This is a genomic window from Candidatus Pelagibacter sp. HIMB109, from assembly GCF_052048155.1.
Classification (GTDB): Bacteria; Pseudomonadota; Alphaproteobacteria; order Pelagibacterales; family Pelagibacteraceae; genus HIMB114.
In genome coordinates this window covers 192,817-211,187 of sequence record NZ_JBNAIK010000001.1, presented here as the reverse complement: position 1 = coordinate 211,187, position 18,371 = coordinate 192,817, and the positions used below count along the sequence as shown (strand labels likewise).

Below are 18,371 nucleotides of genomic sequence, written 5' to 3'. Positions count from 1 at the left end.
AATTGCTAAATAGTACCTTTGGTCGATGGTATAATATTTTCAGCTCTAGAATCGACTGTGACAGCTTCTCTTAAAGCCCTAGCTAAACCTTTATAACAAGACTCTATAATGTGGTGAGAATTATCACCGTAAATATTTTCAACATGCAAAGTGATACCTGCGCTTTGTGAGAATGCGTGATACCATTCTTTAAATAATTCAGTATCCATCTCGCCAAGTTTTTCTACAGCAAGTTTTACTTTCCAAACTAAATAAGGGCGATTTGATAAATCCAAAGAAACACGACTTAATGTTTCATCCATTGGTATGGTCGCACTTGAATACCTTTTAATACCTTTTTTATCACCCAGAGCTTTTTTCAAAGCTTCTCCAAAAGCTATCCCACTGTCTTCTGTTGTATGATGAAGATCAATGTGTAAATCGCCTTTAGCCTCTAGATTTATGTCTATAAGAGAATGTTTGGCAATTTGTTCCATCATGTGATCAAGAAAACCAATGCCTGTATTAATCTTAGACTGACCAGTACCATCTAAGTTTACTTCAACATTAATTGAAGTTTCTTTTGTTTCTCTTTTAATTGAACCTTTTCTCATACTTTACTGAAGTATTTACCTCATTAAGAATTAAATTAACACCTTGAAGATAAAAGAATAATAACCACATATATTGAAAATGGAGCAAAATAAAGACAGGCTAGATTGGCACGGAACAACGATCGTTCTCATAAGAAAAGGAAACGATGTTGTTGTTGCAGGTGACGGACAAGTAAGTATTGGCAATACTGTGATGAAAAGTACAGCTAAGAAAGTTCGTAAAATAGAAAAAAGAGATGTCATTGCAGGATTTGCCGGATCAACTGCGGATGCGTTTACATTATTTGAAAGATTAGAAGCAAAATTAGAAAAACATGGTGGTCAATTAACTAGAGCTGCTGTTGAATTGGCTAAAGACTGGAGATCAGATAAATATTTAAGAAGATTAGAAGCTTTGATGGCCGTAGCCGATAAAGAAAGTAGTTTTATTATTAGTGGTAATGGAGATGTTTTAGAACCAGAGCACGGTATTATTGCAATTGGATCTGGTGGAAATTATGCTTTAGCTGCTGCTAGAGCAATGATTGATGATCCTAAAAAAACAGCCGAAGAGATTGCAAAAAAATCTATAGAGATCGCAGCTGACATTTGTGTTTTCACAAATCACAATATTACAACCGAAAAACTTTAATGGAAGAAAATCAAAAAATCGTTTCATTCTCACCTAGAGAAATTGTCTCTGAACTTGACCGATTTGTAATTGGCCAATCAGAAGCAAAAAGAGCCGTTGCTATAGCTTTGAGAAATAGATGGAGAAGACAAGAATTACCTGAAGAAATTCGTGAAGAAGTTTTGCCAAAAAACATTTTAATGATTGGGCCAACTGGTGTTGGTAAAACTGAAATTTCAAGAAGATTATCTAAATTAGCTGAGGCACCGTTTATCAAAGTAGAGGCAACAAAATTTACGGAAGTCGGATACGTTGGTAAGGATGTCGAGCAAATTATCAGAGATTTAATTGAAATTTCAATTGCATTAGTAAAAGAAAGAAAACGAAAAGAAGTTTTAGCCAAAGCTCAAATGTCTGCTGAGGAAAGAGTGCTTGAAGTACTAGTTGGTAAAAATGCTAGTAGTGCAACTAAAGAAAGTTACAGAAAAAGATTAAGGGCAGGTGATTTAGATAACAACGAGATTGAAATTTCTGTTCAAGACAGTCCCCAAATGCCATCTTTTGATATTCCAGGAATGCAGGGTAGCGTTGGAATGGTAAGCATTGGAGATATTTTTGGAAAAGGCATAACTAAGAAGAAAAAGAAAAAAATGACTGTTAAAGAATCGTACGATTACCTTATTGAAGAAGAGTCTGACAAATTAATGGATAACGATCAGGTTTTAAAAGAAGCAAAATTTGCAGCTGAAAATAACGGAATTGTTTTTCTTGATGAGATCGATAAAGTTTCTGCAAGATCAGATGGTAGATCTGGAGCTGATGTTTCAAGAGAAGGAGTACAAAGAGATTTACTTCCATTAATTGAAGGGACAACAGTAAACACTAAACACGGCCCTATAAAAACTGATCATATTCTTTTTATCGCTTCTGGTGCATTTCAATTAGCTAAGCCTTCTGATCTATTACCAGAATTACAAGGAAGGCTTCCAATTAGAGTAGAGCTTAATGCATTAACTAAAGAAGATTTTATTAAAATTTTAAAAGAACCTGATAACAGTTTAATTAAGCAATATACTGCACTACTTGGAACTGAAAAAGTAACACTTGAATTTACAGATGATGCAATAGAAGCCATCGCAGAAATTTCTACTCATATCAACTCTACAATCGAGAATATTGGAGCAAGAAGACTTCATACAATTTTAGAGAAAATTTTAGATGATATCAGTTTTGAAGCGCCAGATAAAAGTGGTGAAAAAGTTTTAATTAATAAAGCTTATGTTGATAAACATTTAGGTGATATTGCTAAAGATAAAGATTTATCAAAATTTATTTTATAATTTTTTTAAAAACACAATTATCGATCCTGACCCACCAAGTTTGATTGGACTTTGTTCAATATTAATAACATGATCAGAAAAATTATTTTCGATATGTTCGGGAACAGCATATCTAAGTAAGCTTAAATCCTTAGAAGCATATGGATCTTGTTCTTTATTAGAGTGAAGGCCCTTTCCTGTAATAAATAATATCTTTCTAACTTTTCTCTCAATTGCATCGTTTATAGTATTAGATACAACGTCTAGGGCTTCGTGCATTTTAAGACCATGAAGATCTTTTCGAATATCAAATAATCTATCATTATTTTTTTCTATAATTGAATTGTCGAGAGGAGCGTCTTTATCTTCTATACTATTAATATTTTCTATAAAAGATTGCCAATCTTTAAGGTCTTCTTCTGTTGGCTTAATGTTTGGTTTCTTCTTCACTTGATAACTCTGTTAAATACCAAGTTGGATCATTATTTTTTAAATCTTTTTCGAATACCCAAACATCTGTAACTAATTTGATTTCTTCTGGGTTTCCTTCAATTATTTCACCTTTATCACTCTTTAAACAATTTACAATTTCACTTACAAACTTTGTTTTTACTTTGTAAAAAGTATCTTTGTTATCAATATCTAATATTTTAGTCTCTTTAATTCCAATGAACGACATCTGAGAAGTGATTTTTTTACTCTCTCTTTCTTTAATCACACCTTCAAAGTTTTTATATAAATCTTTCGTAAGCAAAGGTTTTAAAGCCTTTCGATCTCCTTTAGCAAAAGCATTAATTATGATTTCATAAGCTGCTTCTGCTCCTTTTATAAAAATTTTTTCATCAAATTTTGTTGTGTCTTGTTTTATTTCATCTTCAATAATAGGTTTGGTAAACTCTTCATTAGATTGGGCTTGGGTAAATCTTGCTTTCATAGGCATATTGTCAGCTCCTTTGCCTAATGTGCTTCTTAATCTCAATAAAATAAATCCCGCCATTATTGCGAGAAGTATTATGTCAATATATCCAAAATTTTCGCTCATTCTTGTAATTTCTTAAAAAGTAATTATTTCAATAATAAATGCAATTTACAATACTATTTTTAATAATTGTTCCATTAATTGAAATATATTTCATGATTAAGATAGGTGCTGTTATTGGAGCTTTCAATACCATACTAGCAACTTTATTGACTGCAGCTGCCGGCCTATATTTTGTTAAACTGCAAGGAATCTCAACATTATATTCAGCTGTAAACAGTATAAGAAATGATCAAACTCCATTTAAAGAAATACTAAGTGGTTTTTGTTTGATTATAGCTGCTCTATTTTTAATTATCCCTGGTTTTTTTACAGACACCATTGGGGTTTTACTGCTCATACCTTTTACTAGAAATATAATTTTAAAGATATTTGTTAACGAAGAAAATTTAAATAAATCGAATAACCATGATGTAAACACGATAGAAATAGAAGCGGAGGAAATTAATGAACAAGACAAATAATGATCAAAAAAAATACGAAATAGTTGCTAAATATATTAAAGATATTTCGTTTGAAATTCCTTCACCTGATAGTTTCGTCGACGCCGCACAAAATCTTGGCTCATATGCCACTAAACTAGATTTAAACAGCAATCCTTACAAAAATAATTTAATTGAATTGAATTGTAAATTTTTGCTAGAAGCCCCTGAAAATATTCAAAACAAAATTCATGCGGAAGTATGTATATCAATTGTTTTCAAACTAACTGATTCAAAGATGACAGCAGATGAAGTTAAAAAAACTATTTTAGTTTCAATACCAAGTGAACATTTTGAATATATGAAAGATATCGTTACTTCACTGTTTCAAAAATCTGGTTTTAAAAGTTTTAATTTTAATAAAACAATTAATTTTGAAGAATTATATAAACAGCAATTTGCTAATTAAGCATAGACGATTTTGGCAATTCTTTTTGAAGAAATTCTTTGTGTAATCTTTTTTCCTCATCCGTAATTTGAACTATAATTTGTTTTCGATCTTTTATACTTTTAACATTTTTAATAGATTCATCTTGTGCGTCTAAATCGAACTCAAAAGTGGGTTCTTTCTTTTCAAATAGTTCTATGTAAACTTTAGCCAATAATTCACAGTCTAAAAGAGCGGAATGTTTTTGTCTTCTTGAATTATCGATCTTGAAACGTTTACACAGCGCGTCAAGGCTATTTTGTGCTCCAGGAAACTTCTCTCTAGCAACGTTAAGAGTATCAACGATATTATCTTTTGAGATTTGTTTCTCACCGACTTCTTTAAGTTCTTTATTTAAAAAAGCCAAATCAAACTCAGCATTGTGGATCACTAGCTTTTTGCCATCTATAAATTTTATAAAATCTTTAGCTACATCATTAAATTTTGGCTTATCCTTTAAAAATTCTTTTGAAATACCATGAGTGTCATAAGCACCTTGGGATATTTCCATTTCTGGGTTTAAAAAAACATGAAACTTTTCACCTGTAGGGATATGGTCTTCGATTTCTATACAAGCAATTTCTATAATTTTATCATTTACTGATGATAAACCTGTTGTTTCTGTATCTAATAAAACCTCTTTCATATAATTACCTTATCTATTAAATTTTTAGCGTCTTTTTTAATCTTTGCACTATTAAAATTATTTTTAACCACAAAGTCTGCTTTTTCTTTTTTTAAATCCAAAGGTAATTGTGCTGATTTTAGTAGTGTATATATTTTTAAATTAAAATTTTTTCTTTTTTTTAATTTAGTCATCATTTTATTTTTTGTAGGATCTATAAAGACTAAAATATCTGTATTTAAATTTAATTTATTTTCTAAAAACAAAGGTATATCTAAAACAACAGCTTTTTTATTTTTATTTTTTTTTAAAAATTTATTCATTTCCTTTCGTACTAATGGGTGCACAATTTTTATAATTTTTTTTAAATTAGTTGGGTTTTGATTTATAATTTTTACTAAATCATCTTTATCAATTGGAAATTCAGAAATATATTTTGGAAATGATTTTTTTAGTTTAGCATACAAATCTCTACTACTTTTGTATAAGTCAAAAACAGTATTATCGGCATTAAATAAAGGTATATTCAATTGTTTAGCAAAGAAAGACTTGCCTGATCCAATATCGCCCAAGACTGCAATTCTAATCATTTAAAGTTTTTATAACCTCATCAGTAATAACGGGCTCGACACCAGTCCATATTTTAAATGATGCTTGTGCTTGGTATAAAAACATCATTTTTCCGTTTGCAATCCTATTATTATTTTTTTCCGCTTCTTCCAAAAAATTTGTTTTTTTAGGATTATAAATCACATCATAAAATAATTTATTCTTAATATCAGATAAATCCAAATTTAATTTATCGTTTTTGTTTAATCCTACACTTGTCGCATTTATATAAACATCGGCATTCTTTATCTTTTCCCAGCCAATAATTTCTAAATTTTCATATAAATCAGATAGTTTGTTTAATTTATCTTCTGATCTATTAGTTACAATAATTTTACCAATGCCCAAATTATTTAACGCTTCTATTATTGATGGTGATACACCACCTGCTCCTATTAAAAAAGCTGATTTATTTTTAAAATTAAATTTTAAATCCTCTAAAGATTTTTGGAAACCCATGACATCAGTATTGTGACCAATAATTTTACTTCCTGATTTATACAACGTGTTAACAGAATTAGTTTTAAGCGAAACCGAAGATAACTCGTCTACAAATTCTATAATATTTTGTTTAAATGGAACAGTGACATTACAACCAAAAAGGTTATCATCTTTTAATTCTTTGATAATTTTTTGTAAGTCTTCTTTTTCTAATAATTTTTTTTCATAGATAAAATCTAACTTATTTTGCTTTATCCAAATATTGTGAATTTTTGGGGATAGTGAATGTTCTATTGGGTTTCCTATTACACAAAGTTTTTTCACGATAGTTTATCAAGATAAGGTTTAAGTTGTTTCATTGGCAATCCTTGAATTGAATCAATATCACCATCAATTTTTTCAAACAAATTTTTTCCTGGGCCTTCGATTTGATATACTCCATATTTTAACATGGTTTCTAATTTAATTTTTTCTAAATAATTTGATATTTCTTTATCAGATAATTTCTTCATTTTTAAAAGGCATGTATCGTGAAAGTGAGAAATCATGCTACCCGCTCTAGATACACAAATTGCTGAATGAAGCATATGGGTTTGATTATTTAGGTTATGTAAAATATTTTTGGCATCTTCTAAATTTTTTGGTTTATCAATATTTTTTCCATTCAGATCTAAAGTTTGGTCTGCGCCAATTACAACGTCATTTAAAAACTTAGAACTTACTCTATTTGCCTTAAGTTCAGCTAAGTTTTTCGCAATTTGTAATGGGGTGGCGCCATTATAAATTAATGATAATTTAATTTCATCTTCATCCACACCGGATGAATATTGTTTCACATCGTAGTTATTGTTTTTTAAAATTGTAAATCTAATTCCACTATTAGAGGCTAAAATTAACTTATTAATCATTAATTTTTTGTTTTTCAATTTCAAAAATTTTAATAATTGAAGCAGCACTTTCTTCTACAGATTTTCTTGTTACGTCAATCATTGGTATTTTTTTCGAATTAAACAATTTTTTTGCTTCATCTATTTCTTTTTCAATATTACTCATATCAGCATAAGTTGACGATTTTTTATCATTCAAAATTGTAATTCTTGTTTTTCTTACATCTGAAAGTCTTTTTGGATCAATTGTTAAACCAACCTTTACAGCTTTTGATTTATAAATATCTTCGGGTAAAATTTGATGAAGAACAAGTGGTATATTAGAAACCTTATAACCTCTTTCACCTAAATAAATAGAAGTTGGGGTTTTACTAGTTCTGCTTACTCCAAAAATTATAATATCTGCGTCTACGGCTGTATCTAATCTTTGTCCATCATCATGTTGCAGTGTAAATTGCATTGCTTCTATTTTTTTATAATATTCTTTATTTAATTGATGTTGCCCGCTTGGTTTAAGAGTGGCTTTCTGATTAAAAATTTTTTCAAACTCTGGAATCAAATAGTCTAATAGGCCAAAACATGGAATGTTAAATGTTTTGCATTCGTTAATGATATGATTTGTGGTTTGTTTTTCTACAAGTGTATAAAGAATAATGGGGTTTTCCGCTTTTTTACATGCTTCAATTAATGTTGCCGTTTGAGTAGTTGTTCTCATGAAAGCAAAATGATGAATTTTATAATTATTGTCTGGAAACTGAGCTTTTAATGCTAAATAAATTCTATCAAGAGTTTCTCCTGTAGAATCTGAAACTAAGAAAAAGTTGAAAGTTTTGTTCATAAATATGTTTATAAAGATTTTATAACAACTTTATATCAATAGAGTTAAAAAAATTTAAATTTTATCTATAAACGTTACAATTTTAACAATAAATTATTAGACTTAAATTTTTATATCCGATTATATTGAATTAAGTGAGTAAGTATAAAATTCCCTTAATTTTAATATCTATATTGTTTATAAATATGTATATCTAGTTATTAAATAATTAACCCCGTTATAAACATTACCTAATAATAAAACTAACTTATATAAATATAATTATTATATTATTGTTTAATTGTTTATCAGATATTGCAAATTATTAAAAAATTAGTTATAAAAACATTTCACCACAATAAAATTTTCCATTATGAATTTACAAGAACTTAAAGATAAATCACCTGCTGATCTAATTTCAGAAGCTGAAAAGCTCGGTATTGAAAATCCAAGCACGCTTAGAAAACAAGAAATATTATTTGCAATATTAAAAAAACTTGCTGAAAAGGGAGAGCAAATAACTGCTACAGGTGTGTTAGAAACTTTACAAGATGGGTTTGGTTTTTTAAGAGCCATGGAGTCAAATTACTTGCCTGGGCCTGACGATATTTATGTAAGCCCAAGTCAAATAAGAAGATTTGGTCTTAGAAAGGGAGACACCGTTGAAGGAGAAATTAGAGCTCCAAAAGATCAAGAAAGATATTTTGCATTATTAAAGGTTAATAAGATTAATTTTGAAGATCCTGAAAAAACTAAACATAAAATTAACTTTGATAACTTAACGCCATTATATCCAGATGAAAAAATTAAGTTAGAAATTGAAAAAACAAAGATAGAAAAAAAGACAGACGTAACCGCTAGAGTTATTGATTTGGTTTCGCCAATCGGAAAAGGGCAAAGATCTCTAATAGTTGCCCCACCAAGAACAGGGAAAACAGTAATTTTACAAAATATTGCGAATTCAATAACCGCAAATCATCCAGAGATATATTTAATAGTATTGCTAATTGATGAAAGACCAGAAGAAGTTACAGATATGCAAAGAACAGTTAATGGTGAAGTTGTAAGTTCTACATTTGATGAACCAGCTCAACGACACGTTCAAGTTGCTGAAATGGTGATAGAGAAAGCAAAAAGACTTTGTGAACATAAAAAGGATGTTGTTATATTGCTAGATTCAATAACAAGATTGGGCAGAGCATATAACGCTGTTGTTCCAAGTTCAGGTAAAGTTTTAACTGGTGGTGTTGATGCAAATGCACTTCAAAGACCTAAAAGATTTTTTGGTGCCGCTAGAAACATCGAAGAAGGTGGTTCCTTAACTATAATCTCAACTGCTTTGATTGAAACAGGCTCAAGAATGGATGAAGTTATTTTTGAAGAATTTAAAGGAACAGGTAACTCAGAAGTGGTTCTTGATAGAAAAGTTGCAGATAAAAGAACTTACCCAGCAATTGATGTTGCCAAATCTGGCACGAGAAAAGAAGAATTGTTGTTTGAAAAAGATGAACTATCTAAGATGAACGTGCTAAGAAGAATTATTAATCCTATGGGATCTATGGATGCTATAGAATTTTTAATAGGTAAATTAAGAGAGACAAAAAATAATGGAGAATTTTTTGACTCTATGAATAAAGGTTAATCGATTTTTTTAGCCTCTTCTATTAACATTATAGGAATTCCATTTTTTATTGGATAAGCAAGCTTAGAAGTTTTGGCAATTAAACAATTGTTTTTTTCATCGTAAATTAATTTTTCTTTTGACTGAGGACAAACAATTGTTTTTAATAAATCTTTATCAAATTCCATTAATGAATATTCCTATTTTCGTCATTATTATTTCCTAAAATATAAAAATTAATAATTTGATTAAGAACATCATTTCTATCTTTAATATCTATCGTTTCTAGCAATCTCTGTTTTTCGCTAATTGTAAAAGGACATATCATTGCCAGTGAGTTAATTAACTGGGAAGGCTCTACTTTTTCAACTATTTTCCAGTCCGTAATTAATTGATGCTTCTCAAAAAGCTTTTTTGTTTTATCAATTAAATCTATAGTATTTATATTGATCTTTTCCTCTTCACCAAAGTCTTTTGTAAAATCTTCATAGTCAACTATGAATTTTCTATACAAGTTATTTGTATTAATTTCATTTTTAATTTTAAATCTAGTGATGCCTTTAAGGTTAATCAAGTAACGACCGTCAGGCGTCGAGGAATGGTATTCTATGTAACCAACGCACCCAACAGAATAGACTTCTGGCTTTCCATCTAAATCTTTTTTTAAATTTGATTGAACCATTCCTATTAAATTATTGCCATCAATTGCATGTTCTGTCATTTGTTTGTACCTTGGTTCAAATATATTTAGAGGTAAAAGGGTTTTGGGAAAAAAAATTGCATTACTTAATGGGAAAATTGGTATTTCAGTCGGTAAATCTGATATGTTAAATTTTTTTTTCATTATTTATCTATTGAAAAACTTTAACATAAATAATAATTTAAAAAAAATATAAAAGCGGGTGTAGCTCAGTGGTAGAGCGAAACGTTGCCAACGTTTAGGTCGTGGGTTCAATTCCCTTCACCCGCTCCAAAAAAATGTTCTCAGGATTTAAAAAGGAAACAATTACTGTTGAAGACCAAGGTTTTGGAAAAGCAGAGATAGTTTGTAGACATGGAGGCAAAGGTGAGCCGTTATTATTATTACACGGCAATCCCATGTCACATATCACGTGGCACAAGATAGTTGATGATCTAAAAGATAAATTTTATGTAGTTGCCTCTGATCTTAGAGGTTATGGTGAAAGCATTGGTCCAGAAGAGGGTGGAGATAATCATATAAATTATTCATTCAGAGCAATGGCAAGTGATCAAATATCTTTAATGAAAAAATTAGGTTTTGATGAATTTAAATTAGTTGGTCACGATAGAGGAGCCAGAACCTCACATAGAATGTGTTTAGATTTTCCAGAAAAAATAAAAAAAGTTGGAATATTTGATATTATGCCAAACAGACACATTTGGACTGTACAAAAGAAAAATTGGGCAATGTCAAAATGGCATTGGTTACTAATGATGCAGCCTTATGATTTGCCAGAGAAATTGTTATCATCTGTTCCAGCAAAATATTATATGGAAAAAAAATTATCTAAAAGAGGCGCAACTTTAGAGTTTTGTAAGGAGACATTTGATGAGTATGTCAGGTGCTTTAATTATAAAACTATCAGAGCGTCATGTGAAGATTATAGAGCCTCACCATCTTGTGATCTTGATCATGATAATGAAGATTTTGAAAAAAATAATAAAATTAAATGCCCAATTTTTATACTATGGGGTAACAGAAGTGATACTGGAAAAGTTTGGGGGGATGTGCTAAATGTTTGGCAGAATTATAGTGATCAAAAAGTTCAAGGAGAGGGATTAGATTGTGGTCATTATTTACAAGAAGAACAACCAAAAAAAGTTTTAGAATGGTTTAAAAAATTTTTATAATGAGTGATTTATCTAAAAAAAAATGCATACCGTGTTCTGGTGAGATCCCAGCTTTTACAGAAGAGCAAATTAATGAATTTAAAACTCAAGTAGAAAACTGGAATATAATGAAAAATGATAAAGGTCATTTCTATTTATCAAAAGATTTCAAGTTCAAAAATTTTGAAACAAGTTTAAATTTTATCAACAAAGTTTCACAAATCGCTGAAGACGAGAATCATCATCCTGACCTAAAGTTTGGATGGGGATATGCCAATATTATTATTATGACACATGCTATAAATGGGTTAGCTGAAAGTGATTTTGTTTTGGCGGCTAAGATCGACGAAATCAGTGTTTAAAATTTCTTACTCCTGTAAACACCATTGATATGCCAGCTTTGTCAGCTGCATCGATAACTTCTTGATCTCGTATAGATCCACCCGGTTGAATTATAGATTTAACACCTGCCTGGATAAGATTTTCAAGACCATCGGCAAACGGAAAAAAAGCGTCTGAAGCCGCAGATGATCCTGCGATTTCTTTTGGAAAAAATTTTAAAGCATTTTTACATGCAATTTCGGCAGAACCAACCCTACTAGTTTGGCCAGCTCCAACACCTAGAGTTTTATTATCTTTAGTAATAACAATTGCATTTGATTTCACGTGCTTGCAAACTTGATTTGCAAACAAAAGATTATCAATTTCTGTTTCTGTTGGTTTTGCTTTGGTTACAATTTTTAAATCTTTTTTTGTTAAAGATGAAAAATTCTCATCTTGAAGTAGAAAAGTCTTTTGCATAAAAGCTACTGAAAATGAGGGGCTATTTTCTATCAACTCATACTCTAAAACCCTAAGGTTTTTCTTTGATGATAATATTTTTTTCGCTTCATCACTAACCTTTGGTGTTAAGATCACCTCATAGAAGGTTTTTACAATTTCAGTAGCAATGCCTTCGTCAATGTTATAATTGAACGCCACAACCCCTCCAAATGCGCTTGTAGGGTCACCTGAGAGGGCATTTAGATAGGCTTTTAGTCCATCTGTATCTGAAGCACACCCACAAGGGTTATTATGCTTAATTATGGCACAAACCTTACTTTTTTTGTCAAAGTCATTTACTAGTGAGTAGGCATTAAATGAGTCTAGATAGTTATTATGACTAAGCTCTTTTCCTTGAATTTGATTTAAATTTGAGAACCCTTTTTTATTATTAACAATTTCAAATACTCGACTTTCTTGATGAGGGTTTTCACCATATCTAAGTTTTTGTAAAATTTTACCAGGAATAGTTTTTTTATCTAAAAACTTAATACCATTTTGCTCTGACATCCAATTTGATATCAAGCTATCGTAATAAGCTGTTTCGCTAAATGTAATAGCTGACATTTTTTTTCTAAACTCTATGGATGTCGAACCTTTATTTTGTTCAAATTCTTTTAAAAATTCATCATAGTATTTTGGAGAAGGTAGTACGGTGACATGTTTGAAGTTTTTTGAAGATGATCTAAGCATTGATGGACCTCCGATATCAATATTTTCGATCATTTCTTCAAATGATACGTCGCCTTCTAATAATTTATTTTCAAATGGGTAAAGATTAACAATGACAAGGTTGATTTCACTAATTTGATTTTCTTTCATTTGATCTTGATGATTTTTTTTATCAATATCTCCTAACAAGCCACCGTGTATTTTAGGATGAAGTGTTTTAACTCTGCCTTCTAATATTTCAGGTGAACCGGTGTATTGAGAAATTTCAGTGCATTCAAAACCCTTATCTGTTATGAACTTAAAGGTTCCACCTGTACTTATAATTTCAACATTGTGCTTTTTTAAAGCACCAAGAACGGCCTCAAGGTTTGTTTTGTCTGAAACTGAAATTAAAGCTTTAGTAATTTTATTCATTGGATGTTTTCTTATAGTCTATTAATTAGTTTTTTCCAAAGCCCAGTTGATGTTATTCACCTTATCTTTCAAAGTGCCTTCAACAAGAATACATTTTGACTCTAAAATTTTGTCATAAGAAGCAAAATAAAGACTATCTTCGATTTTTATAGGGTGTGATGATTTAAATCTCCAGCCCTGATTATCCACACTTAATAATATATCTCCACCTTGAGTTTGTATAAGTTTACCCTCAGGTGTGATGTGAAATCGAAGAGAAAAATTTAGGAAAGCCAAATTTTTTTTTGCAACAATTACAAGTTCTTCTCCAGTCAACTTATTTTCATTTTCATGAATAACTATTTTTCTTTCATACATAGTATTATACTTTTTTTGATAACCATTATGACCAGAAATAATTGAAATAGTATCTTTGTCAGTGTTTAGATCTTTTTTATAAACTTTTAATTTTTGTATAAGAGAATTTCCATAAAACGTTCTAACTAATGGGTTTTTTTGAAATAAGCAGGAAGAGGTGTCATTTATTGTTAATGCAGAATGTGCTGCTGTAGTTTGACTTAGATATGGTAAATCACCATTAAAATTGTGAGCTGACCCACAATTTGAAATTATTTTTTTTCCATTATAAAGAAATTCAAAAGATAAACATCCTGCTTGGTAATTTTGTGAATTTAAATCAGACGGTGGATCATTGGCATCGACAGCTATTTCAAACTTTTTAATTTTTGAAATTAAGTAAGAATGAGTTTTTGTTTTTTTATCAAATTTATAGTTTTTGACTTTTAAAAATTTATTAAATTCAGTGGCATCTCTATTTTTAGCTCCATTAAATAGTGGGAGAAAATTATTTGATAGTAATAATCCTTTATAATTATCTCCAATTTTTTGAATATTTTGGTCTAAAAATTCAGGTACAGTATTTTGTGAGAAGATTAAAAATTCTCTAACTAAAATTAAATGGTGCAATAACCAGAATTGATCCTCTGGGTTTTTACTTTCAACAAAGCCATTGCGATCAATAATGTTTTTAATTTCACTTGATAAATTTTTTATCGTACTTTGAAATAATTTTTGGTTACCTTCAAAGGTAACACTAACTAAAATTAAAGAAGCAAGGACGAGTATTTTTTCTAATTTGTTATGTATAAATGTAAGGTTTCGATTTAAGTGAAGAGCTTGTTTTACAATATTATTTGTTATAGTCGCTCTAAACACCATATCATCGTTTCTTATTGTAAAATGAGAACAACATATCCAAAAAATTAATCGATTGGCTGTGATAAGATGGTTCCAATTTTTTTCATTATAATTTTGATTTTTTCTTAACCATTCAACCATGATATTTTTAGCAAGTATTTTGTGATTTTTTATATCGAGTTGAGATAACCAAGAAAATTTATGTAGCTCTGATAAATGTTTTTGCCCAATATTATCAAGTTTCCAAATATTTTTTTGAAATCGCTTAATCAATTCGATTCTTTTATTATTTTTATCCTCGAGCTCTAAAAGTAAAGGAACGTTATTCATGTCATAACTTCTAGAAGGAGGAGTAACCTTTAAACTATTGTTATAATATTGGGTGGTAAAATATATTTTCCTAATTTTCTCTAAAAAAAGATTAAATAATGAATAAATAAATAACCTAATGAATCTAAGATTCATTTATTGCTTTCTTAAATTTTTAATATTTTCAGAAATATTATTTTCACCTTTAAAGATAGTTGTTCCTGAAACCAAAATATTTGCACCTGCTTTTATTGCTAGTGGTGCAGTTTCAAAATCTATACCACCATCAATCTCAATATCGATATTAAGATTTTCTTTTTTAATTTTAGATCTGAAAAATTTCACTTTTTCTAAAACTTCTGGCATAAATTTTTGTCCTGCAAATCCAGGGTTAACGCTCATAATCAAAATTAAATCAATTTCTTTAAGATAATTTTCTATAACAGTGCTTGGTGTTTCAGGATTTAATGAAATACCTACTTTTTTTTTACAGGATTTTATAACATTGATAGTTCTTTGAATATTGTCAGTTGCTTCAGGATGAAACGTTATGATGTCAGCACCTGCATCAGCATAATCTTGAATATATTTTTCCACTGGAGATATCATTAAATGAACATCAAATGGAAGTTTCGAGCATTTTCTTATTTTGCTAATTACTGGTGGTCCAAAAGTTAAATTTGGAACGAAATGGCCATCCATAACATCAATATGTATTAAATCAGCTCCTGAATTATTTAGTTTCTTAATTTCACTACCAATTTCACTGAAATCACAAGATAGAATTGATGGAGAAATTTTGATTTGGTTCATAATTATCTTTTAACTTATTTTAAAAATTTGAAAAATTCTTTTTAAGAACCAGTGGCTAAAATTATATCGATTAAGACTGTAAATAGCATGCAAGTTGCAATAAATAAGCAAACGTGAAGTGAATAGTAAATCATTACTAATTTGTCTCGAAAATTTTTTGATTTTATAATCATAAGCTCTCTATTTTTTTCTGACTTTTTAAAATCATATGAAAGCATCCAAAAATTATTTGAATTCAATCTGTTATCTATATAACCTATCTTCATAATATTTTTTTTGATAAATTGTATGACTAAAACTAATACAAAAATACAAAATAAAATTTTTATCATTTAAAATACTATTTTATTACGAAATGAATGAAAAAAAAACTATTGAATTATTTACAAAAAAATCTGGTGATTATGCATCTTCAAATTATATTTGTCTAAATGAAAATGATTTAGTTGTAGATGCTGTAAAAAGAGCGGTTGAAAAAAACAAAGAAACAATTCTTGCCCAAAATAAAAATGACGAGATTATTGGTATTGTAACACTTAAAGATATTTTTAAAAAATTTGTTACAAAATTTGGCCAAAAAATCAAAATCAAAGACATCATGACTTCACCGGTAATTTATGTAAACATGAGTGATTTACTTTTTCATGCGGTAGGAATAATGAGAAAAAACAATTTTACGCATATTCCTGTCTTAAATGATCGCAACAAAGAAGTTATTGGTATTTTAAATTTATCAGATGCATTGTTTGCTGAGTTAGGTAATACCATATCGCATATTGATTCACTGACCCAGGATGAAAATGATATTCAAGGATTGATCAATATTAAAAAATACCAACCAATCTTAGTTGAGAATCTGCTTCAGCAAAATGTAGCGCCCGGTGATATTGCTTATCTGTTAAGTTTTTTAAATAACTTGATTTATTTAAGATCAGTTAATATTGCAAAAAAAGAAATATCACAAAAATTTAAAAATTTTACTGTTCCAAATTTTAGTGTCATTACCATGGGATCCGGCGGAAGAATGGAGAGCTTTTTGCATCCTGATCAAGATAATGGAATCATTTATTCTGGAGATGAAAATAAAGAAACAGATTTATATTTTGAAGAACTATCAAAACATTTTACAAAAATTTTAGACGATTGTGGCATTCCATTTTGCAAAGGTAACTTAATGGCTTCAAACCCTCTTTGGAGACACAGTCTAAATGGTTGGAAAAGCCAGCTTGAAAACTGGACTAAAAATTTATCACAACAGTCCATGCGTTATATTGAAATGTTATATGATTTTAGATCGGTATATGGTGATGCTAGTTTAGCGCAAGATTTAAGAAAATTTTTATTAAATGTTTTAGATAATAAGTATCTCCAAAAGTTTATGTATAAAAATGAAGAAAATTCTGATGCAGGACTAAACATATTTGGAAACTTTGTTTTAGAAAAAGATGATGAAGAAAATAAAGGTTTATTTAACCTCAAACATACAGGAACACTCCCCCTAGTAGAGTCTATAAGACTTTACTCTGTTAAGTACCAAATCGAAGAAATTTCAACGCAGGAACGTTTGGATAAATTAAAAAGTTTAGATGTCTTTACTGAAAATGAGTTTGACTTTTTTAGTAATGCACACAAATTTTTATCTTTAATCCTATTAAAAAATCAGTTTGAAAGAGCTAAACAAAATCTATCAGTGCGTAACTATATAGATGTTTATAAACTTACAGACAGAGAAGTTAGAATGTTAAAAATGTATTTAAAAAGAATTAAAAAACTTAAAGACAAGGTGAGAGTAGATTTTAGTGAGGAATATTTTTAGTCCAATTAAGAAGTTAATAAATACTGAATTTGTAAATAAGATTGATATATCTGACGTTACTTTTTCTGTATTTGATACCGAAACTACAGGTCTTAATTATAATAGTGGTGATAAAATTATTTCAGTATCAGGTGTAAAAGTACAAAATTTTCAAATTGATACAGAGGGAAAATTAGATGAATTTTGCGATCCAATGATTGAGATTACACCCGAGAATGAGCAGATACACCATATTTCAAATAGAATGGTTAGAGGTAAACCTAATATTTATGATTTAGAAAGTAAGTTCAGAGGTTTTTTTAAGAGGTCTGTATTAGTTGCACATAATGTGAAATTTGATTGTAATTTTCTAATTAGTAATCTTTCTCATACTAAGCTTGAGAGTCGAATAAGAGAGGCGGTAAAGTTAGATACCGTTTTATTTTCTGCGGGTGTTTATCCCGATTTAAAAAGTTACGAATTATCTGCACTTTGTGATGAATTAAATATAACTCATCATGATCAACTAAGGCATTCTTCTTTAGGAGATTCAATTATTACTGCAAGATTATTTATTCATTTATTAAAAAAATCTAAGGCGCAAAATATTAAAGAAATTTTGAATATTTCAAAATTTGGACAAAAGGTTTTATTGAATAAAACTATTAATAATTAATTATTTATTGAATAAATTTGATAGCGATCTTGCAATTTCACTTTCAAGAGGAAATGATAGCATCCCCATAACCGAATAGCCTAATAAATAAGGCATAACATAAAATCTAAACATATAAAAAAACCACGCAACATATAATGGAACAAGCGGCTTGATTAAAAAGGATGGTGTAACTCTATCAAACATTTTAATAAATGGATTGGTTAATTGGACAAACACCTTCATAAAAAAGAAATTACTATCTTCCTTTTGAAAGATGTTCATGGCAACTCGACCAATTAAGGTCCACATAATTAAACCTAAAAAGTAGTCTATTAAAATTACAATTGGGGACATTTAAAATAACACGGGC

The 18,371-nt window shown here is 29.3% G+C and carries 24 protein-coding genes and 1 tRNA gene; 10 read left to right on the top strand and 15 right to left on the bottom strand.

All coding sequences use genetic code 11. The annotated features are described in order from the left end of the window. Window positions 1-5: 5 nt before the first annotated feature. Window positions 6-593, bottom strand: coding sequence for an imidazoleglycerol-phosphate dehydratase HisB (gene hisB / locus ACTTAQ_RS01310; RefSeq protein WP_440694858.1), 588 nt, complete (start codon window positions 591-593; stop codon window positions 6-8). Between the two features lie 79 nt (window positions 594-672). Between hisB and hslV the strand changes: the two genes are divergently transcribed. Together hslV and hslU are read left to right on the top strand one after the other, a co-directional pair. Continuing rightward, window positions 673-1,224, top strand: a complete 552-nt coding sequence (gene hslV, locus ACTTAQ_RS01305; RefSeq protein WP_440694856.1) for an ATP-dependent protease subunit HslV — start codon at window positions 673-675, stop codon at window positions 1,222-1,224. 17 nt (window positions 1,225-1,241) lie between these two features. Then, entirely contained in the window at window positions 1,242-2,543 is a 1,302-nt protein-coding gene (hslU, locus tag ACTTAQ_RS01300; protein WP_440694987.1) for an ATP-dependent protease ATPase subunit HslU, read from the top strand. Here the strand turns inward: hslU and ACTTAQ_RS01295 are convergent. Next, window positions 2,538-2,972, bottom strand: coding sequence for a Smr/MutS family protein (locus ACTTAQ_RS01295; protein ID WP_440694854.1), 435 nt, complete (start codon window positions 2,970-2,972; stop codon window positions 2,538-2,540). The two genes, hslU and ACTTAQ_RS01295, sit on opposite strands and share 6 nt — an antisense overlap. Continuing rightward, window positions 2,950-3,564, bottom strand: coding sequence for a Tim44/TimA family putative adaptor protein (locus ACTTAQ_RS01290; RefSeq protein WP_440694852.1), 615 nt, complete (start codon window positions 3,562-3,564; stop codon window positions 2,950-2,952). Before ACTTAQ_RS01290 ends, ACTTAQ_RS01295 begins: the two co-directional genes overlap by 23 nt. Before the next feature lie 38 nt (window positions 3,565-3,602). Between ACTTAQ_RS01290 and ACTTAQ_RS01285 the strand changes: the two genes are divergently transcribed. Both ACTTAQ_RS01285 and ACTTAQ_RS01280 read left to right on the top strand, forming a co-directional pair. Further along, window positions 3,603-4,025: an FxsA family protein gene (locus ACTTAQ_RS01285; RefSeq protein WP_440694850.1), complete on the top strand. Its 423-nt coding sequence runs from the start codon at window positions 3,603-3,605 to the stop codon at window positions 4,023-4,025. Then, window positions 4,009-4,452 (top strand): protein-export chaperone SecB, encoded by a 444-nt coding sequence (locus ACTTAQ_RS01280; protein WP_440694848.1) that lies wholly within the window; start codon window positions 4,009-4,011, stop codon window positions 4,450-4,452. The genes ACTTAQ_RS01285 and ACTTAQ_RS01280 overlap by 17 nt, the downstream gene beginning before the upstream one ends. Here the strand turns inward: ACTTAQ_RS01280 and dnaQ are convergent. The 5 genes from dnaQ to ACTTAQ_RS01255 are packed head-to-tail and all read right to left on the bottom strand — an operon-like array spanning window position 4,445 to window position 7,870. Then, entirely contained in the window at window positions 4,445-5,116 is a 672-nt protein-coding gene (gene dnaQ, locus ACTTAQ_RS01275) for a DNA polymerase III subunit epsilon (RefSeq protein WP_440694846.1), read from the bottom strand. The genes ACTTAQ_RS01280 and dnaQ overlap by 8 nt on opposite strands. After that, window positions 5,113-5,685, bottom strand: a complete 573-nt coding sequence (gene coaE, locus ACTTAQ_RS01270; RefSeq protein ID WP_440694844.1) for a dephospho-CoA kinase — start codon at window positions 5,683-5,685, stop codon at window positions 5,113-5,115. The genes dnaQ and coaE overlap by 4 nt, the downstream gene beginning before the upstream one ends. Next, a complete protein-coding gene (gene aroE / locus ACTTAQ_RS01265) occupies window positions 5,678-6,469 on the bottom strand; it encodes a shikimate dehydrogenase (protein ID WP_440694842.1) in 792 nt (263 codons plus the stop codon). The genes coaE and aroE overlap by 8 nt, the downstream gene beginning before the upstream one ends. Further along, a complete protein-coding gene (locus tag ACTTAQ_RS01260; protein WP_440694840.1) occupies window positions 6,466-7,053 on the bottom strand; it encodes a Maf family protein in 588 nt (195 codons plus the stop codon). Before ACTTAQ_RS01260 ends, aroE begins: the two co-directional genes overlap by 4 nt. Beyond that, the gene (locus tag ACTTAQ_RS01255; RefSeq protein ID WP_440694838.1) at window positions 7,046-7,870 is read right to left on the bottom strand and encodes a pyruvate, water dikinase regulatory protein; all 825 of its coding nucleotides are present in this window, start codon (window positions 7,868-7,870) and stop codon (window positions 7,046-7,048) included. The genes ACTTAQ_RS01260 and ACTTAQ_RS01255 overlap by 8 nt, the downstream gene beginning before the upstream one ends. A 352-nt stretch (window positions 7,871-8,222) precedes the next feature. Between ACTTAQ_RS01255 and rho the strand changes: the two genes are divergently transcribed. Next, entirely contained in the window at window positions 8,223-9,491 is a 1,269-nt protein-coding gene (gene rho, locus ACTTAQ_RS01250) for a transcription termination factor Rho (RefSeq protein WP_009373109.1), read from the top strand. Here the strand turns inward: rho and ACTTAQ_RS01245 are convergent. After that, entirely contained in the window at window positions 9,488-9,658 is a 171-nt protein-coding gene (locus tag ACTTAQ_RS01245; protein ID WP_440694835.1) for a Trm112 family protein, read from the bottom strand. The two genes, rho and ACTTAQ_RS01245, sit on opposite strands and share 4 nt — an antisense overlap. Next, window positions 9,658-10,314: an LON peptidase substrate-binding domain-containing protein gene (locus tag ACTTAQ_RS01240; protein WP_440694833.1), complete on the bottom strand. Its 657-nt coding sequence runs from the start codon at window positions 10,312-10,314 to the stop codon at window positions 9,658-9,660. Before ACTTAQ_RS01240 ends, ACTTAQ_RS01245 begins: the two co-directional genes overlap by 1 nt. Window positions 10,315-10,368: 54 nt before the next feature. Here ACTTAQ_RS01240 and ACTTAQ_RS01235 point away from each other — a divergent pair. From ACTTAQ_RS01235 to ACTTAQ_RS01225, 3 genes are all read left to right on the top strand, one after another. Further along, window positions 10,369-10,443: transfer RNA gene (locus tag ACTTAQ_RS01235), tRNA-Gly, on the top strand. Between the two features lie 5 nt (window positions 10,444-10,448). Next, on the top strand, window positions 10,449-11,342 hold the full coding sequence (locus tag ACTTAQ_RS01230; RefSeq protein WP_440694831.1) for an alpha/beta hydrolase: 894 nt from the start codon (window positions 10,449-10,451) through the stop codon (window positions 11,340-11,342). Beyond that, the gene (locus tag ACTTAQ_RS01225; protein ID WP_440694829.1) at window positions 11,342-11,683 is read left to right on the top strand and encodes a 4a-hydroxytetrahydrobiopterin dehydratase; all 342 of its coding nucleotides are present in this window, start codon (window positions 11,342-11,344) and stop codon (window positions 11,681-11,683) included. Before ACTTAQ_RS01230 ends, ACTTAQ_RS01225 begins: the two co-directional genes overlap by 1 nt. On the opposite strand, the gene purH is transcribed toward ACTTAQ_RS01225, so the two are convergent. From purH to ACTTAQ_RS01205, 4 genes are all read right to left on the bottom strand, one after another. Then, complete coding sequence (purH, locus tag ACTTAQ_RS01220) at window positions 11,673-13,229, bottom strand: bifunctional phosphoribosylaminoimidazolecarboxamide formyltransferase/IMP cyclohydrolase (RefSeq protein ID WP_440694828.1); 1,557 nt, start codon at window positions 13,227-13,229, stop codon at window positions 11,673-11,675. The two genes, ACTTAQ_RS01225 and purH, sit on opposite strands and share 11 nt — an antisense overlap. A gap of 21 nt (window positions 13,230-13,250) precedes the next feature. Next, window positions 13,251-14,756 (bottom strand): heparinase II/III domain-containing protein, encoded by a 1,506-nt coding sequence (locus ACTTAQ_RS01215; RefSeq protein ID WP_440694826.1) that lies wholly within the window; start codon window positions 14,754-14,756, stop codon window positions 13,251-13,253. Window positions 14,757-14,891: 135 nt separating this feature from the next. Next, window positions 14,892-15,548, bottom strand: coding sequence for a ribulose-phosphate 3-epimerase (gene rpe / locus ACTTAQ_RS01210; protein ID WP_440694824.1), 657 nt, complete (start codon window positions 15,546-15,548; stop codon window positions 14,892-14,894). Window positions 15,549-15,589: 41 nt separating this feature from the next. Then, on the bottom strand, window positions 15,590-15,880 hold the full coding sequence (locus ACTTAQ_RS01205; protein WP_009373127.1) for a hypothetical protein: 291 nt from the start codon (window positions 15,878-15,880) through the stop codon (window positions 15,590-15,592). A 23-nt stretch (window positions 15,881-15,903) separates the two neighbouring features. Here ACTTAQ_RS01205 and ACTTAQ_RS01200 point away from each other — a divergent pair, with 23 nt between their 5' ends. Together ACTTAQ_RS01200 and ACTTAQ_RS01195 are read left to right on the top strand one after the other, a co-directional pair. Further along, window positions 15,904-17,364: a DUF294 nucleotidyltransferase-like domain-containing protein gene (locus tag ACTTAQ_RS01200; RefSeq protein WP_440694822.1), complete on the top strand. Its 1,461-nt coding sequence runs from the start codon at window positions 15,904-15,906 to the stop codon at window positions 17,362-17,364. After that, on the top strand, window positions 17,348-18,019 hold the full coding sequence (locus tag ACTTAQ_RS01195; RefSeq protein WP_440694819.1) for a 3'-5' exonuclease: 672 nt from the start codon (window positions 17,348-17,350) through the stop codon (window positions 18,017-18,019). The genes ACTTAQ_RS01200 and ACTTAQ_RS01195 overlap by 17 nt, the downstream gene beginning before the upstream one ends. Here ACTTAQ_RS01195 and ACTTAQ_RS01190 read toward each other — a convergent pair whose 3' ends face one another. Continuing rightward, the gene (locus tag ACTTAQ_RS01190) at window positions 18,020-18,355 is read right to left on the bottom strand and encodes a hypothetical protein (protein WP_440679284.1); all 336 of its coding nucleotides are present in this window, start codon (window positions 18,353-18,355) and stop codon (window positions 18,020-18,022) included. Between the last annotated feature and the right edge of the window lie 16 nt (window positions 18,356-18,371).

Excerpts from the sequence above, each read along its gene's own strand:
- hisB (WP_440694858.1), bottom strand. The coding sequence starts at position 593 with ATGAGAAAAGGTTCAATTAAAAGAGAAACAAAAGAAACTTCAATTAAT.
- hslV (WP_440694856.1), top strand. The coding sequence starts at position 673 with ATGGAGCAAAATAAAGACAGGCTAGATTGGCACGGAACAACGATCGTT.
- ACTTAQ_RS01290 (WP_440694852.1), bottom strand. The coding sequence starts at position 3,564 with ATGAGCGAAAATTTTGGATATATTGACATAATACTTCTCGCAATAATG.
- ACTTAQ_RS01285 (WP_440694850.1), top strand. The coding sequence starts at position 3,603 with ATGCAATTTACAATACTATTTTTAATAATTGTTCCATTAATTGAAATA.
- ACTTAQ_RS01280 (WP_440694848.1), top strand. The coding sequence starts at position 4,009 with ATGAACAAGACAAATAATGATCAAAAAAAATACGAAATAGTTGCTAAA.
- dnaQ (WP_440694846.1), bottom strand. The coding sequence starts at position 5,116 with ATGAAAGAGGTTTTATTAGATACAGAAACAACAGGTTTATCATCAGTA.
- coaE (WP_440694844.1), bottom strand. The coding sequence starts at position 5,685 with ATGATTAGAATTGCAGTCTTGGGCGATATTGGATCAGGCAAGTCTTTC.
- ACTTAQ_RS01260 (WP_440694840.1), bottom strand. The coding sequence starts at position 7,053 with ATGATTAATAAGTTAATTTTAGCCTCTAATAGTGGAATTAGATTTACA.
- ACTTAQ_RS01255 (WP_440694838.1), bottom strand. The coding sequence starts at position 7,870 with ATGAACAAAACTTTCAACTTTTTCTTAGTTTCAGATTCTACAGGAGAA.
- rho (WP_009373109.1), top strand. The coding sequence starts at position 8,223 with ATGAATTTACAAGAACTTAAAGATAAATCACCTGCTGATCTAATTTCA.
- ACTTAQ_RS01245 (WP_440694835.1), bottom strand. The coding sequence starts at position 9,658 with ATGGAATTTGATAAAGATTTATTAAAAACAATTGTTTGTCCTCAGTCA.
- ACTTAQ_RS01240 (WP_440694833.1), bottom strand. The coding sequence starts at position 10,314 with ATGAAAAAAAAATTTAACATATCAGATTTACCGACTGAAATACCAATT.
- ACTTAQ_RS01230 (WP_440694831.1), top strand. The coding sequence starts at position 10,449 with ATGTTCTCAGGATTTAAAAAGGAAACAATTACTGTTGAAGACCAAGGT.
- ACTTAQ_RS01225 (WP_440694829.1), top strand. The coding sequence starts at position 11,342 with ATGAGTGATTTATCTAAAAAAAAATGCATACCGTGTTCTGGTGAGATC.
- purH (WP_440694828.1), bottom strand. The coding sequence starts at position 13,229 with ATGAATAAAATTACTAAAGCTTTAATTTCAGTTTCAGACAAAACAAAC.
- ACTTAQ_RS01215 (WP_440694826.1), bottom strand. The coding sequence starts at position 14,756 with ATGAATAACGTTCCTTTACTTTTAGAGCTCGAGGATAAAAATAATAAA.
- rpe (WP_440694824.1), bottom strand. The coding sequence starts at position 15,548 with ATGAACCAAATCAAAATTTCTCCATCAATTCTATCTTGTGATTTCAGT.
- ACTTAQ_RS01205 (WP_009373127.1), bottom strand. The coding sequence starts at position 15,880 with ATGATAAAAATTTTATTTTGTATTTTTGTATTAGTTTTAGTCATACAA.
- ACTTAQ_RS01200 (WP_440694822.1), top strand. The coding sequence starts at position 15,904 with ATGAATGAAAAAAAAACTATTGAATTATTTACAAAAAAATCTGGTGAT.
- ACTTAQ_RS01190 (WP_440679284.1), bottom strand. The coding sequence starts at position 18,355 with ATGTCCCCAATTGTAATTTTAATAGACTACTTTTTAGGTTTAATTATG.